Origin of the sequence: Flagellimonas meishanensis (genome assembly GCF_019880545.1) — a bacterium.
GTDB lineage: Bacteria > Bacteroidota > Bacteroidia > Flavobacteriales > Flavobacteriaceae > Flagellimonas > Flagellimonas meishanensis.
Genome location: NZ_JAINVW010000001.1, coordinates 944,423 through 959,235, shown reverse-complemented (window position 1 = coordinate 959,235; position 14,813 = coordinate 944,423). Strand labels below are relative to the sequence as shown.

At 44.2% G+C, this 14,813-nt stretch carries 20 protein-coding genes and 1 tRNA gene; 9 read left to right on the top strand and 12 right to left on the bottom strand.

The window, feature by feature from the left end; translation table 11 throughout:
• Positions 1-82 precede the first annotated feature (82 nt).
• Positions 83-436 carry a hypothetical protein gene (locus K7G75_RS04335; protein WP_222982995.1) on the top strand — a complete coding sequence of 118 codons (354 nt, stop codon included), beginning with the start codon at positions 83-85 and terminating at the stop codon, positions 434-436.
• 9 nt (positions 437-445) lie between these two features.
• Here K7G75_RS04335 and K7G75_RS04330 read toward each other — a convergent pair whose 3' ends face one another.
• A complete protein-coding gene (locus tag K7G75_RS04330) occupies positions 446-916 on the bottom strand; it encodes a CBS domain-containing protein (protein WP_222982994.1) in 471 nt (156 codons plus the stop codon).
• Positions 917-1,038: 122 nt separating this feature from the next.
• Between K7G75_RS04330 and K7G75_RS04325 the strand changes: the two genes are divergently transcribed.
• The 3 genes from K7G75_RS04325 to K7G75_RS04315 all read left to right on the top strand — a co-directional run bounded on the left by K7G75_RS04325 (position 1,039) and on the right by K7G75_RS04315 (position 4,891).
• The gene (locus K7G75_RS04325) at positions 1,039-3,318 is read left to right on the top strand and encodes a M28 family peptidase (protein WP_222982993.1); all 2,280 of its coding nucleotides are present in this window, start codon (positions 1,039-1,041) and stop codon (positions 3,316-3,318) included.
• A complete protein-coding gene (locus K7G75_RS04320; RefSeq protein WP_222982992.1) occupies positions 3,311-4,120 on the top strand; it encodes an NAD-dependent epimerase/dehydratase family protein in 810 nt (269 codons plus the stop codon). The genes K7G75_RS04325 and K7G75_RS04320 overlap by 8 nt, the downstream gene beginning before the upstream one ends.
• A 78-nt stretch (positions 4,121-4,198) precedes the next feature.
• On the top strand, positions 4,199-4,891 hold the full coding sequence (locus tag K7G75_RS04315; RefSeq protein ID WP_222982991.1) for a tetratricopeptide repeat protein: 693 nt from the start codon (positions 4,199-4,201) through the stop codon (positions 4,889-4,891).
• Positions 4,892-4,914: 23 nt separating this feature from the next.
• Here K7G75_RS04315 and K7G75_RS04310 read toward each other — a convergent pair whose 3' ends face one another.
• Positions 4,915-5,412 carry a nuclear transport factor 2 family protein gene (locus K7G75_RS04310; RefSeq protein ID WP_222982990.1) on the bottom strand — a complete coding sequence of 166 codons (498 nt, stop codon included), beginning with the start codon at positions 5,410-5,412 and terminating at the stop codon, positions 4,915-4,917.
• A complete protein-coding gene (locus tag K7G75_RS04305) occupies positions 5,402-5,899 on the bottom strand; it encodes a hypothetical protein (protein ID WP_222982989.1) in 498 nt (165 codons plus the stop codon). The genes K7G75_RS04310 and K7G75_RS04305 overlap by 11 nt, the downstream gene beginning before the upstream one ends.
• A 66-nt stretch (positions 5,900-5,965) precedes the next feature.
• On the opposite strand from K7G75_RS04305, the gene K7G75_RS04300 reads away from it, so the two are divergent.
• Entirely contained in the window at positions 5,966-6,907 is a 942-nt protein-coding gene (locus K7G75_RS04300; protein WP_222982988.1) for an NAD-dependent epimerase/dehydratase family protein, read from the top strand.
• 4 nt (positions 6,908-6,911) lie between these two features.
• Here the strand turns inward: K7G75_RS04300 and K7G75_RS04295 are convergent, their stop codons facing one another.
• From K7G75_RS04295 to K7G75_RS04265, 7 genes are all read right to left on the bottom strand, one after another.
• Entirely contained in the window at positions 6,912-7,223 is a 312-nt protein-coding gene (locus tag K7G75_RS04295) for a hypothetical protein (protein WP_222982987.1), read from the bottom strand.
• A 69-nt stretch (positions 7,224-7,292) separates the two neighbouring features.
• Entirely contained in the window at positions 7,293-7,721 is a 429-nt protein-coding gene (gene moaC / locus K7G75_RS04290; RefSeq protein WP_222982986.1) for a cyclic pyranopterin monophosphate synthase MoaC, read from the bottom strand.
• A gap of 3 nt (positions 7,722-7,724) precedes the next feature.
• Complete coding sequence (locus K7G75_RS04285) at positions 7,725-8,165, bottom strand: molybdenum cofactor biosynthesis protein MoaE (protein ID WP_262420239.1); 441 nt, start codon at positions 8,163-8,165, stop codon at positions 7,725-7,727.
• Between the two features lie 54 nt (positions 8,166-8,219).
• Positions 8,220-8,291: transfer RNA gene (locus K7G75_RS04280), tRNA-Arg, on the bottom strand.
• A gap of 100 nt (positions 8,292-8,391) precedes the next feature.
• Positions 8,392-8,802 carry a response regulator gene (locus tag K7G75_RS04275; protein WP_222982985.1) on the bottom strand — a complete coding sequence of 137 codons (411 nt, stop codon included), beginning with the start codon at positions 8,800-8,802 and terminating at the stop codon, positions 8,392-8,394.
• A gap of 104 nt (positions 8,803-8,906) precedes the next feature.
• Positions 8,907-9,320, bottom strand: a complete 414-nt coding sequence (locus K7G75_RS04270) for a YeeE/YedE family protein (protein ID WP_222982984.1) — start codon at positions 9,318-9,320, stop codon at positions 8,907-8,909.
• 2 nt (positions 9,321-9,322) lie between these two features.
• Positions 9,323-9,874: a YeeE/YedE family protein gene (locus K7G75_RS04265; RefSeq protein WP_222982983.1), complete on the bottom strand. Its 552-nt coding sequence runs from the start codon at positions 9,872-9,874 to the stop codon at positions 9,323-9,325.
• 585 nt (positions 9,875-10,459) lie between these two features.
• Between K7G75_RS04265 and K7G75_RS04260 the strand changes: the two genes are divergently transcribed.
• The 4 genes from K7G75_RS04260 to K7G75_RS04245 are packed head-to-tail and all read left to right on the top strand — an operon-like array spanning position 10,460 to position 13,986.
• Positions 10,460-11,680, top strand: coding sequence for a sulfite oxidase (locus K7G75_RS04260; protein WP_222982982.1), 1,221 nt, complete (start codon positions 10,460-10,462; stop codon positions 11,678-11,680).
• On the top strand, positions 11,680-12,159 hold the full coding sequence (locus tag K7G75_RS04255) for a monoheme cytochrome C (protein ID WP_222982981.1): 480 nt from the start codon (positions 11,680-11,682) through the stop codon (positions 12,157-12,159). The genes K7G75_RS04260 and K7G75_RS04255 overlap by 1 nt, the downstream gene beginning before the upstream one ends.
• Positions 12,160-12,211: 52 nt before the next feature.
• Positions 12,212-13,111: a sulfurtransferase gene (locus K7G75_RS04250; RefSeq protein ID WP_222982980.1), complete on the top strand. Its 900-nt coding sequence runs from the start codon at positions 12,212-12,214 to the stop codon at positions 13,109-13,111.
• A gap of 2 nt (positions 13,112-13,113) precedes the next feature.
• Positions 13,114-13,986: a sterol desaturase family protein gene (locus K7G75_RS04245; RefSeq protein ID WP_222982979.1), complete on the top strand. Its 873-nt coding sequence runs from the start codon at positions 13,114-13,116 to the stop codon at positions 13,984-13,986.
• A 36-nt stretch (positions 13,987-14,022) separates the two neighbouring features.
• Here the strand turns inward: K7G75_RS04245 and K7G75_RS04240 are convergent, their stop codons facing one another.
• Both K7G75_RS04240 and K7G75_RS04235 read right to left on the bottom strand, forming a co-directional pair.
• On the bottom strand, positions 14,023-14,364 hold the full coding sequence (locus K7G75_RS04240) for a rhodanese-like domain-containing protein (RefSeq protein WP_222982978.1): 342 nt from the start codon (positions 14,362-14,364) through the stop codon (positions 14,023-14,025).
• Between the two features lie 63 nt (positions 14,365-14,427).
• Entirely contained in the window at positions 14,428-14,808 is a 381-nt protein-coding gene (locus tag K7G75_RS04235) for a rhodanese-like domain-containing protein (RefSeq protein ID WP_222982977.1), read from the bottom strand.
• Between the last annotated feature and the right edge of the window lie 5 nt (positions 14,809-14,813).

Genomic DNA, 14,813 nt, shown 5'->3' with positions numbered 1-14,813 from the left:
AGGTGTTCACAATAAATAATGCCCGAAGGCAGGCATGCTATGTTGAAAAAATTAAGATATTGTGGCACCCCAATCTTACGTTATGGAAGAACGAAAATGCCTGGAATGTGGTGATAAGCTCATTGGCAGGGCGGATAAAAAATTCTGCTCGGACCATTGCAGAAATGCCTTCAACAACAAACTCAATAAGGATAGTAAAAACTTGGTGCGCAACATCAACAATAAATTGCGCAAAAATTATCGGATTCTGGCCAGCTTCCCCTTAAAGGATGGCAAGACCACCACGACCAAAATGCGCCTGATGGACCGGGGTTTCGATTTTGAGCACATCACCAACCTGTACACCACCAAAAAGGGAAGTACCTACCGTTTTGTTTATGACCTGGGGTATTTGCCCTTGGACAACGATTATTTTATGATCGTGAAACGGGAATAAAAAGACCCTTTATTTCCAGTTATGGGAACTGAGCTTTAAGGCGGCGACAACCACATCTTTTCTGCTGATCTGCCCAACCAGTATGTCATTTTTCATAACGGGCAATCTACGTCGGTTATGTTTTACAAAAACTCCTGCCGCATCAAATATGCTCATGTCGTGCGGAATGGTCTCCACATTTTTGGTCATGAACCGTTCCACGCTTTTGTCCAATATGGGTTGATTGAAGTAACGGCTTTCGGAAATTTGTTTCATACAATCCGCCTCGGAAATGATTCCGACCAAAAACCCGTTTTTGTCCAACACCGGACCTCCTGAAATATGATATTTCGCAAAGGCCTCCATCACCTCCAAAATGGATTGTTCCGGAGTGAAGGTTATAAGCTTTTTGGTCATATAGTCCTCAACCAAAATGGGCGCATTGTACTTTTTTTTGGACTCCTCTTTAGATCGTACGCCTTGAAAACTCTTGATTGCCATAGGATTAGTATTAAAGGTTGAATATTAAATATAGCCTTTTTTGGCGAATTATGCCTTTTTTCCAGACCAAATGTGCGAACCTTCCATAATTTCCTATTTTTACATACCAACGTAACAATACCATGAAGTTCTCCCGTTCCCTTGCCTTTCTCTTGCTTTGTTTTATGGTGTATTGGAGCTTTAGGTCCTTAATGCCCGTTTATGAATCGGACAAAGAAGCAGCGTCCACCACATTTTCCACGGACAGGGCCCTTGAGCACGTAAAGAACATATCCAAAGAACCCCATGGGGTTGGATTTCCGGCCCATGCAGGAGTGCGAAGCTACATCATCTCCGAATTAAGGAAACTGGGCTTGCAACCTTATACCCAAGAAGGATACACCAGTGGTGACTGGGGAAACCTGAGCAAGGCCACCAACATTCTAGCGCGAATCAAAGGTGCTGGTGAGGGCAAGGCCCTAGTGCTGTTGTCCCACTATGATAGTAGCCCGCATTCTTCCTACGGGGCCAGTGATGCGGCCAGTGGCATTGCCACGATTCTGGAAGGAGTCCGTGCTTTCATGGCCGATAACGAAACTCCAAAAAACGACATAATCATATTGATTACGGATGCCGAGGAATTGGGCCTTAACGGGGCAAGCCTTTTCGTAAACAAACACCCGTGGGCAAAAGATGTTGGCCTTGTTCTCAATTTTGAGGCCCGAGGCAGTGGCGGTCCAAGTTATATGTTGATCGAGACCAACAGGGGAAATGGGAATCTTATCAAAGCGTTCAGTGAAGCCAATCCGGCATATCCCGTTGGCAACTCATTGGCCTACAGTATTTATAAAATGCTGCCCAACGATACGGATCTGACCGTTTTTAGGGAAGATGCCGACATTGAGGGTTTTAATTTTGCCTTCATCGACGACCACTTTGATTACCATACCGCATTGGACACCCATGAGAGGCTGGACAAAAACACCTTGGCGCACCAGGGATCTTATTTGATACCCTTGTTGGAACACTTCAGTGATTCTGATCTAAATAACCTAAAGAGTTTGGATGATTATATATACTTCAACCTCCCTTTCTTTAGACTTATTTCGTATCCATACGAGTGGATTTGGCCCATGTTCACATTGGCCGTATTGGCTTTTGTATTCCTTTTGATTTCCGGTTTCCGGAAGGCCAAATTGAATAGTAAAGAAATCACCAAAGGATTTATACCGCTTTTACTGTCCTTGGCCATCAATGGTGTTGCCGGATATTATTTTTGGAAGATTTTGACCTGGTGGTATCCTCAATTCAAGGATATGCTTCATGGATTCACTTACAATGGGCATACCTACATATTTATGTTCGCCATGTTGTCCACCGGGGTTTGCTTTTGGTTTTATAATATATTCAAAAGGACCAGTATCCCCAATTTATTGGTGGCCCCAATTTTTGTTTGGTTGGTCATTTGTGCACTGGTTGGCGTCTATTTAAAAGGTGCTAGCTTCTTCATTATTCCCGTTTTTGGAATATTGGCCGCTCTTATGGTGCATATCCATCAAGAAAAACCAAATCCCTTCCTATTGGTATTTTTTGCCTTGCCCGCCATATTCATCTATGCTCCGTTCATAAAAATGTTTCCCGTGGGACTTGGTCTCAAAATGATGGTCGCCGCCACGGTCTTGACCACATTGCTTTTCTTTTTGGCATTTCCCTTTCTGGGGTTGATGAAAAATAAGGACCGCTTTGCCTATTTTGCGTTCACCCTCTTCTTGGCCTTTGGCATCTCGGCGCACATCAATTCCGATTTCAATGAGGAACGTCCCAAACCAAGTAGCCTTCTTTATGTTTATGATGCAGATGCAGACAGGGCATCCTGGGCCACCTATGACCAAAAGCCCATCGCATGGAACAACCAATTTTTAAAAGATGGTGCCAAAAATCCCGAAGATGAAGCCCTGAAGACCTTGTCCAGTAAATACCTGACCAGATTCACCCACTTGGCCGATGCCCCGAAAAAGGAAATTGCAATGCCATGGGTTGATACCGTGCTGGATACCGTGATTGGCAACGAACGAATCTTGGAATTGTGCATTACACCCAAAAGAAATGTCAACCGCCTGGATATCTATACCAACGATATTGCCCTCAACTCGGCCAAAGTGAACAACATTCCCTTGTCGGAATACTACTTGAAGAACAGAAATAAAAGGCTGATAACCCACTATATTTCCAACAACGAGTTTACCGAATTGGGCATGAGCTATCCAAAGGACAGCATATTGGAGCTGACATTTTATGAAGCTTCCAATGACCTGCTATCCCATCCCGATTTTACGGTCCCCCAACGACCAAAAAGCAGTATTCCCATGCCCTTTGTCCTCAACGATGTCATTATGGTGACAAAAACCTTACGTTTTGAGTGATCGGATAGGTATATTGGGCTGTGGTTGGCTGGGTTTCCCCCTGGCCACGACATTATTGGAAAATGCATATGAAGTACACGGCTCCACCACTTCAAAAGGGAAAATTTCCGTGCTGCGAGAAGCTGGGATAATACCCTATCAACTGATTCTTTCCGAAGAAAAAATAGACGGGAACATAAGTAAATTTCTGGGTCATATCGATATATTGATCATCGACATTCCTCCGGGATTAAGGGGTAAAAATTCGGAAAACTTCGTTGGGAAAATCAAACTGCTCATTCATGAAATTGAGAAAAGCCAAGTCCGCAGAATAATCTTTGTTAGCAGCACTTCAGTGTATGGTGATGAGCAAGGGGAGGTCTCCGAGGCATCGGTCCCGGAACCTACTTCCGAATCTGGGAAACAACTGCTGGAATGCGAGCATCTTTTAATGAATGCAGAGGAATTTCAAGCTACCATAATTCGGTTCGGGGGACTCATCGGTCCGGACAGACACCCAGTGACCATGCTGTCGGGAAGGGAAAACGTATTCAACGGCAATGCCCCTGTAAACTTGATCCACAGGGACGATTGCATTCTTCTGATCACCACTATAATAAAAAACAACTATTGGGGTGAAATCTTTAACGGGGTGTATCCATCACATCCTTCCAAGCGTGAATACTATACTTCTGAAGCGAAGAAAAGAGGGATTCCCCTTCCCAAATACCCCCAAAACACCGCACCCTTGTCGGGAAAAATTGTCGTTGGGAAAAACTTCAAGGAGAAGGGCCACAATTTCAAAACATCCATCCACGCTTAGAATGCTGACCTATAGTGCATTCTTTAACAACTCCATACGGATAATTTTTATAGTTTTGCCGCACTTAAACGATACTCTATGAAAAAGCTTGTTGTACTGTTGCTGTTGTTTGTCGGTTTTAATGGATTGGCACAATCCCAAAACGCTCTGTTGGACCACTATAAAGATTTCTATAAGGAGATGCGTCTTCAAGGGGATGTGGAAGGCGTGATCAATGCACTGACCCATTTGAACGTGCTCGCTCCATCCAAGGAACGCAAGGATACATTGGCGTTTGTTTACATGAACAACAACCAGCACATGCAGGCTTTGAATACCATAGGCATAGAAAAGAACGCCGATGATTCTGATCTTGCGGTACAGGTGAAAGCTGTTTCGCTCAAATCGCTAAACCAGCCCAAAAGGGCACTGGAACATTTTGAAGTGCTTTTCAGTAGGGTTCCCTCCGCCTATTTGGCCTATGAACTGGCCGACCTTAAAATTTTGGTTGGGGACAATGATGGTGCCCTTAAAAATATCGAATATGGTATTGCCAATGCCAAGGACGATATGAGATATGCCTTCTATGAAAGACAGCAACCGTATGAAGTTCCGCTAAAGGCCGCTTTCTACCATCTCAAAGGTTTGGTGACCTATAATACCGATAAGAACAATATTGACAGCGCCATTGCCCAAATCGATGAAGCGCTTAAAATTGATCCCAACTTTAATCTGGCGAGCTTGAGCAAACAAGCTTTGGAGTCCAGAAAGGAAAAACCAGAGGGTAACTAACCTTTATAAAAACCCATCGGTTTTCATTCCATTTTCAGTTGAAGGAGCAGTAGACTGTCCTTTTCCTTTTTGATGTTGATGAGTTCGGCAACATTTTCATTGGGAACGGCTATGGAAAGCACGTAGTGGGCAATCTTCCATTCCCCGTTCGCTTTTTTGAGAATTCCGGACCCCCTACAGATTTTCATTTGCGTGTCCAATAGTTCATCAAACCACGCGAAATCTCCATCCTCTCCTATATAAATGTTGCGCTGCACCGCTGTGAAGCTCCATGCTTTTCCCCTATCAAAATAGGGTTTGGAAAACGATTTGAACGCATCGTTCTGCCAATTTTCCGTGGCATCTGTGCCTATGAAAACAGCATCATTGGTCATTTTATCAAAATACGCATCAAAATCGGCATCGGAAGCAGCCAGGTGCCAAGCATCCAAAAGCAGATTTATCTTCTCCTTTTCCTCGTTTTGACCCATTAGGGCCATGGATACTGCACAAAAAAGTGCAATTACAATGTTATTCCTCATCCAATATAAGTTTTTTGTCCAGTTGACTGTTCACAATGATGTTCAGTTGTTTCCGCAGGGCATTGTAGGCCTCCAACATCTCCACAGTGGGCTGTGTGGTTTCCTGATTTTCCAGAATATGCGATTTCACCTTGTAGAGATAGGTCCTGATCACCTGTTGTCTGCTCTTAATCTGAAAGGTGTTGAAAATTTCAGGGTAGTCCGACTCACTCAGGAATTTTTCTTTTTCAATAAGGTCGTCAATGGCCAAAATCAAATCTTCATTGTTGGTTGCCCTGTACAAAGCATCCATGCTTTCATTGAATTTTATGAACCCCTTCCACTGTTCCACTATGGCCAGTGCTTCTGGATTGATGGTGGCCCTATTGGGTAGTTTTTGATAATTGAAATCAAGTTCCTCATTGGTCCCGTTGCTGCTCGCATCTTGCTGCTGCCTGCAACCAACAAAGATTGCGCCAAAAATCAGGAGATAAAACAATTTTCGCATAGGCGAATGTACAAATTTTAAGAAAGGCTATCTTTACCCGAAAGTGCAATTAACTTCTTTTTTTAAATGCAGAAAACCATCCTTATCCTTGGTGCATGCGGTCAAATCGGGACCGAACTGACCTATGAACTCAGAAACAAATATGGCTCCGAAACTGTTGTTGCCAGTGATATTAGGGAAGGAAACGATTCCCTGATGGCCTCTGGCCCTTTTGAGCTGCTCGATGCCACCAACTATGAGGCCATTGAGGATGTTGTGATGCACTACGAGATAGACGAAGTCTATTTAATGGCCGCCATGCTAAGTGCCACGGCCGAAAAATTTCCGAATAGGGCATGGAACCTGAACATGAATTCGCTGTTCAACGTGCTCAATTTGGCCAAGGAAAAAAAGATTTCCAAGATATTTTGGCCCTCCAGCATTGCCGTTTTTGGCCCCAATACCCCAAAGGAAAACACGCCCCAACATGCAATCATGGAGCCTAGCACGGTATATGGCATAAGCAAGCAATCGGGGGAGCGATGGTGTGAATATTACAACAAAAAATATGGTGTGGACGTGCGAAGTGTGCGCTATCCGGGTCTGATAAGCTGGAAGACCATGCCAGGGGGCGGCACCACGGACTACGCTGTTGAAATTTATCATGAAGCGTTGGAGAAAGGAGCTTACCAATGCTTTTTGGGCAAGGACACCAAATTACCGATGATGTATATGGACGATGCCATCAGGGCCACGATGGAGTTAATGGAAAGTCCAACCGAAAAAATACAGGTACGTTCCTCCTACAATTTGGGCAGCATGAGCTTTACCCCTCAGGAAATGGCCGAAAGCATTCAAAGGCATATCCCTGATTTTGAAATCACGTATGAACCGGATTTTAGGCAGACCATTGCGGATTCTTGGCCCAGTAGTATTGATGATTCCTTGGCCAGAAAGCAATGGGGTTGGAAGCCGAGCTTCAATTTGGATCAGACTACATCGGAAATGCTGGACAATCTAAAAAAGTAGCGGACTATTCCTCTTCTGAGTCAAAATCATCTTCCTTATCGGAAAGTTTTCCCAAATCTTCGGTGTCCAAATCTGGAGTGTCATCGTCGTCGTCGTCAAAATTGGCCATACTGCGTTCCAACTTGGAGCTGATCTTCACCAGATACTTGGTGTCATCGGTAGAAACCTCCACGGCTTCTATCAATTCTCCCTTGAGGTTCCTAAAGTTGATGACATCATCGTCACCATAACCGTCGGGATACTTGTCCACCAAGAGCTTAAGCACTTCTGGGGTCAGCTTTTTATAATCTACTATAACTCGCTTGAGGTTATTCATGGCCGTTAGCTTAACATCAAATTAAAAATAGAACAAAAATGGAATTGTCAAGAGAAAATGCAAAAAAAATTAATCGCTTTTGATGTCCGACTTGCCCCCTGTCTTTTTCAACAGTTTTATGTGGTGGATCTCAACACCCTTGTCGATAGGTTTTAGCATATCGTACATGGTAAGGGCAACCACACTGGCGCCGTGCATGGCCTCAACTTCCACACCGGTTTTGTAAAAGGTCTTTACGACAATCTCAATTAGGATTTCCAGACCGTTCACCTCGTAAGTAATACCACAATACTCCACGGGAAGAGGGTGGCAGTCGGGCAAAAGGTCGGAGGTTTTCTTTACTGCCAGGAATCCTGCTGCACGGCTCATTTCAAAAACGTTCCCTTTGGGAACGGTACCTTGTTCAATGGCCTTGATGGTGATTGAACTGCTTACCTTAACCACAGCCTGGGCAATAGCGGTCCGATGGGTGGATTGTTTTTGGGTTATATCGACCATGTTTTAGGTGTTTACTTTCCAGGTATAGGAATCATCGTGAAAAAGCTCCTTCCCAAATACCGGTACTTCCTTTTTTATCTCCTCTACCACATATTCCAATGCCTCAAAAGCTACCCTTCGGTGTGGAGAGGAAACAAAGACAAAAAGGCATATCTCTCCAACATTAACCTTGCCCAAGCTATGGTATATGTGCATGCAGGTGATGTTGAACTTGGAAAAAGTGTTTTCCCTTATTTCATGGAATTTTGCGTTGGCCATACTTTCATAGGAAGTATATTCTATTGCCGAAACAAGCTTTCCTTCTATTTCATCCGCCCGAACCTGTCCCAAAAAAATGTCATGGGCACCTATCTGGGTCTTGGATTGGTGCTTTGCAATGGATTCCGCTATAAAATCAGGAGAAATGGCTCCTTGCAGGAACACATTTTTCATTTTCTTTTCCATGGAAACAAGTTTTTGCTAAGGTAATTAAGAAAAGTTAAAAGTATGGGAGATTTGTAGCCCCGGCAAGAATCGAACTTGCATCTAAAGTTTAGGAAACTTCTATTCTATCCATTGAACTACGGGGCCAATCCTGAAAAACGGACTGCAAAAATATGTTTTTTTGAAAAACTTTGCATACAAAACGCAACATATGTCGCTTGTTCCAATATCAGCAGGTTTTGGGAAATTACTGGAGGGGACGTTTTTCGGTTTCCTGCTTTAGCACCTTGTCCAGAAAATTACGAGACAGTGGTTTGTCCACATAACCAGAAATCAGCGTATGTGCCTTCGCTATCTCCCTATCCTTGAGATTGGCAAAGGCCGACAGTACATAGACCTTGGGCAGCTTATGCCCCTCGAACAGGTTTTTCATGTTTTCAAGAAAGGTCCACCCATCCATGCCGCCCATTACCAGATCCAAAAAAACAATGTCCGGGAGCTTCTCGCCCCTTTCCAACAATTCCATGAAAACGGACAGCCCTTCCTCACCGCTGGAACAGGTAATAATATCAGAACTTTTCTCGCTTTGCTGAATGCAGTATCGGGTCGCGAACTGCGACACCAAATCATCGTCAATAATGCAAAAAGTAAGTTTCATTTGGGGTTATTAACGGGGAAGTTATCAATTTCAAAGCTAATACCTTACCTTAAATAACCCGTCCTAATTCGTCGTTCTGTCCAAATATCCCGTTCAAGACCACTTCAATGGGGCAGTTTTTGCCTCAAAATCCCATAAACAAAAGCTCCCACAATGGCCCCAAACAACACAATAAGTATGGGCCAATATCCGGCGCCGACCAAGATATAGATAGGGCCTGGACAGGCCCCGGCCAAAGCCCATCCCAAACCGAACAAAATGCCCCCAACGGCATAACGGGTGAACGAGCGTTCCTTTTCCTCTATTCTCAAAGGTTCTCCAAAAAATGATTTCACGGAGTTTTTTTTCGCCCAAAAGACGAATAACATTCCAAATACTAGGGCTGAGCCTATTATCCCATACATGTGAAATGAATCGAACCGGAACATCTCATAGATGCGAAACCAAGAGGCCGCTTCGGATTTGTAGAGCACAATGCCGAAAAAAATACCAACCAGCAGATATAATACGTTCTTCATGATCAAAATATAATGGGAAACAATACGTGGACCATAAACAGTCCTCCAACAAAAAACCCAATTACCGCTATCAGCGATGGTCGCTGAAGGTTGCTAAGCCCAGAAATAGCGTGTCCCGATGTGCACCCTCCAGCATATCGGGCACCAAAGCCGACCAAGAACCCAGCTATCAATAGTACGATCCAAACCTTCGGATGGGCCAGCGCACCGGTATTGAAGAGTTCCGAAGGCATATAAGCGCTCCCAGCACTTTCAAAGCCTAATGTTCTCAAATTTTCTATGGTTTTTTGAGAAATATCGACGGCTTCATCGGGAGATAACAGGTTGGCCGCAATGAACCCACCAATAACTGCGCCCAATACCACCAAAAGACTCCATTGTTTGGGTTTTACATCCACCTTGAAGTAATCCACCCACTTTCCTGCACCTCCAATGGAGCAGAAAGTCTCGAGATTGGAGGACATACCAAATCGTTTGCCCAATAAGATCAGGATGGCCATCACTAAGGCAATCAAAGGGCCCGAAACATACCAAGGCCAAGGTTCATAAATCATAGTCTATGGTTTTATACAAATCTAACTAAAAATCATTGGCCCTTTTTGGACTATTGACGGCCAAAAATATGATGTCTTGGGGCTTCATAAAGTAACCTGTGTTACCCAGACAAACAAAATGCCACCCCATCGGGGTGGCATTTCAATCAACCAACCAATCAAAAAACCTGGTTTTAAGCCCACTGGCAGGTATCCCGATTAGGGTTTGCAAGGGGCGAAAACCAACAAACTTGTCATTAAAAAAGTTATGACCAATAGGAATAGGTTGAAGACCAAAGTTCCCGAAATCATATTGAAGTACAATTATGTTGCAGTTGCCAAAGGGATTTGTAATCAAATTGGACGCTGCGCAGCGGACGTACTTCTCTTTATAATGGTTATTTTTAGCTGTTTAGATATTGAACCGTCATTACTATGAGCGTTATGATCACGACACACAAAAGACAGACCAACAAAAACTTTAAAATTTTGTTTGATTTCATTTCCAATAAAAGTAACTACTCAAGAAGTAATGGTTTGTAACCTGTGTTACCAAAAAACCCGACATAAAACAGTACGTTTATTAATTCATATCACCCTGCTTCAATGAACCGAAGAAAGTTTATCGAAAAAAGTGCCCTGTCAACACTTGCTGCAGCCATTGGCAGCGAGATTGTCTATGGAAATGCCCTTCCCAAAGGGTATCGACTGCTTGCGCTACAAGACCCTGACCCCTTCAAAATGTTCAACAAGGACCCACAAATGGTGGTGTTGAACGACAAACCTTGGAACATTGAGGCCGTGGCCCATTTATTGGATGACAGAATTACCCCAAACAAATACATGTTTATCCGAAACAATGGCAAGATTCCCGAAAACATAAATGAAAATGAATGGTCAATTCGCTTTGATGGTGAATCCGTCAAACAAAAAAAGTCCTATACACTACAGGAACTCAAGTCTAAATTTGAGCACCACACCTACCAACTTACCTTGGAGTGTGGTGGAAACGGTAGGAGCGAGTTTGACCCTCCTGCCAAGGGCAACCAATGGACGGTTGGTGCAGTTTCCTGTGCCACGTGGACCGGGGTAAGGCTGCGGGATGTTCTTGAAGATGTAGGTTTAAAAAATGATGCGGTCTATATCGGCTATCATGCTGCGGATACCCACCTCAGCGGTGACCCAAACAAGGAGCCCATTTCAAGGGGCGCCCCAATGGCAAAAGCCTTTCAGGATGAAACCTTATTGGCCTTTAAAATGAACGGAAAGGATATTCCCCTGGCCCACGGTTATCCATTGCGGTTGGTGGCTGGTGGATGGCCCGCTTCTGTTTCTGGAAAATGGATCAATGGGATCAGTATAAGAAACAAGGTGCATGATGGCGAAAAGATGACCGGTTCATCCTACCGGGTCCCCTGCGAGCCTGTTGCCCCAGGTGAAAAGGTTGAGGATAAGGATATGTGCATTATTGAATCCATGCCTGTGAAATCATTGATCACCTACCCCAAAACTGGGGCCACCATCAAAAATGGAAGTTCACTCAGCATTCGGGGGCATGCCTGGGCAGGAGAACTGGAAGTGGCCAAGGTGGAGTACTCCATCGATTTTGGAAGCACCTGGAAAACATGCAAGCTCGAATCCCCTGTCAATCGTTTGGCCTGGCAACATTTTTCGGCTTCTGTACAATTTCCAAAAAAGGGGTACTACGAGGTCTGGGCCAAGGCAACCGATTCCCAGGGAGAATCGCAACCCATGGTCTTGCCTGGTTGGAATCCCAAAGGGTATCTTAATAATGCATGTCATCGAATAGCCGTTAAAGTAAGCTGATGGATCCCACGGAGAAATTTAAGAAGAATGCAAGGGCCGTTTATAGCATGATGCTCTCCATATTTGCAGTATTTGCGGTTTTGGGAGCCTTTTTGGTATACCTGACCATCGACCCTACATTTTCTGCCTTCAAAAGTCCGAAGGCAATGGAGGAATATACCTCGGTCAGTGAAACGGACGATTATGACAAAATAGAAAATGGGATTCACGTGCGCACGGGATTTGTGGAAGGCGAGGGCCTGATGCTGGTCGTTAACAACTGCACCAACTGTCATTCGGCCAAATTGGTCACGCAAAACCGGATGAGCAAGGAAGGTTGGGAAGCCACCATCCGATGGATGCAGGAAACCCAAAACCTATGGGATCTTGGAAACAACCAGGAGCCCATTGTCAACTATTTGGCCACCTACTATGCCCCAACGCAAAAAGGCAGAAGGCAAAACTTGACAGCTATTGAGTGGTATGTACTGGAAGATTAGTTTAATAGCATTTTTTGTTGTGTTCACCATATCGTGCAAAAAAAACAGGCATATGGCTGAACCGGTGGGGACGACTTCGTCAGGTGTCGTTGGGTACTTCAATACAGAACATCTCATTGATGCCAGTGAACTACTGAAGAAACCCGCATATTCCAACTACAAAATCATTGATTTCAGAAAAGAGGAAGACTATTTACAAGGGCATATTTCCAACGCAATAAACATACAACTGACGGATATTGAAGATGATTCCTATCCGTACCAAGGCATGATGGCCAAAAAAGAAGCTGTGAACCTGCTTTTCTCCAAACTTGGCATCGCACCCAGTGATACTTTGGTGGTATATGATGAACGCAGTGCCTGTGATGCGGCTCGGCTTTGGTGGGTACTTCGGAACTATGATTTTGAAACTGTAAAGCTGCTGAATGGAGGACTGCATGCTTGGCTCGCTCTGGATGGGACCGTAACGAATGCAATTTCAGAGTTTAAGCCTTCCATTTTTAAGTTCGGTTCTGAAAAACCTTCCATGAAATTGTATGCCGATAAGGAAAATGTCCTGCAAGCCCTAAACAACCCCGGTACGGTACTTTTATTGGATGCCCGAACGCAGGATGAGTTTACTGGCAAGCGGCAAAAGCGCGGCGCGGCTAGGGCGGGGAGAATTCCTGGGAGTAAATCCATCGACTGGGCCGAAGCAGTGGACTACCACAACACCAAAAGGTTCAAGTCCTATAATGAGTTGGAGACCATTTATGGCGCGCTTGGGGTGTCAAAAGACCATCCCATAATCACCTATTGCCATTCCGGGGTGCGATCTGCGCATACCACCTATGTGCTCACCGAATTATTGGGATATACCAACGTTAAAAATTATGATGGCTCCTGGGTGGAGTGGAGCCATATGGAAGCATTTCCAATAGAGAAAGACAGTGCAACAACGATAAATCAATAGTAATGGAAAAATATTTGGGAGCATTTGCAGATGCATTTTTAAACACGGCAGAATGGACCTGGAATTCCATTTTGTTTGAAGTGCCATGGTACACCAACTATTTTTGGGGGCTTACAGCAATATCATTTTTGGTCTGGATTTTGGAAATGGTCTTCCCCTGGCGCAAGGAGCAATCCATATTCAGAAGAGATTTTTGGCTGGATGGTTTTTACATGTATTTCAACTTTTTCATTTTTGCGATAGTCATCAGTGGGGTTTACAAACTATTGGGGCTTTTCTTTTCCGATATCGGCATCACCGCCAAAAGCTTGGCCATAATCAATGTGACCACGTTACCGACCTGGGCACAGTTGCTGGTCTTCTTCATTATCCTTGATTTTGTCCAGTGGTTCACCCACGTGCTGCTACACAGATACAAATTCCTTTGGAAATTTCACCAAGTGCACCATAGTGTAAAGGAAATGGGCTTTGCCGCACATTTGCGGTACCATTGGATGGAGAATATATTTTATAAGCCCTTAAAAACGTTTGGGGTGATGCTGCTGGGCGGGTTTGAACCGGAGCAGGCCTACATCGTCCATTTTGTGGCCATAGCCATAGGGCACTTGAACCATTCCAACATAAAAATAACCTGGGGACCCTTGAAGTATGTCTTCAACAATCCGGTGATGCACCTGTACCATCATTCCTACGTATTGCCAAAAGGAACATACGGAGTCAATTTTGGAATAAGCCTTAGCCTTTGGGATTATATTTTTAAGACCAATTACGTGCCTGAAGACAGTGGGACCATTGAATTGGGATATCCCGGGGATGAAACCATGCCCAAAGGATTTTGGGGCCAAGTGATCTACGGGTTCCGCAAGAAAAGATGAAATTAAGCCTGAAGGGGTTTAAGTGGTATGTATGCCTTATTTCCAGGCCTTATAGCCCCCTTTTAAATCCAATACTTCGGTAAAACCCATGCGTAAGAGCCTCTTAGCGGCCTTTTGGCTTCGGTTTCCAGATTGACAGTACAGATAAACCGGTTGGGACTTGTCCATTTTGGAGAAACCGGCTTCAAAAGTTGACCTTTGAAAAAAATCCATGTTCTGGGCGCCCTTGATGTGTCCAGCGTTGAACTCCCTTGCCGTTCTCACATCCACCAACTGCACCTTGGGTTTTGCGATGGCTTTTTTATATGTTTCTGGATCTAATATTTTGATGGACTCTGAATCCGTGGATTTCCTGAATAAGAAATCTAGTAACGCCATAGTGTTTGGGTTTTGTTTTCTGAGAAATGTTCCCTATTCCATTCCTTCGATTTTGCGATGGGCTTAATCCTTGGAGCTCCAATCATTGTATCCTCCCGTATAATTATAGATTTCCTTGAATCCTTCATTTTTTAGGATTTCCGCGGCTTTACTGCTCCGTCCTCCCATCTTGCAATAAAGATATACGGGCTTGGTCTTGTCCAATGTCCCTATTTGCTCCATAAAGAATTCTCCATTCACATCAAAATTGACCGCATCGTCAATACGACCTTCCGAATACTCTTGGGCGGTTCTCACATCCACCAGTTGCACTTCCTTTCCAATCACCTCCGTCTGTATGGTGTTCTTGTCCACATTTTGAACAACTTCCTCTGTTTTGGTCCTGCAGCAGGCCGTCATCAAAAAGATCAACCCAAAGAGCAATGATATTCCCTTTCGCTTCATTTGAA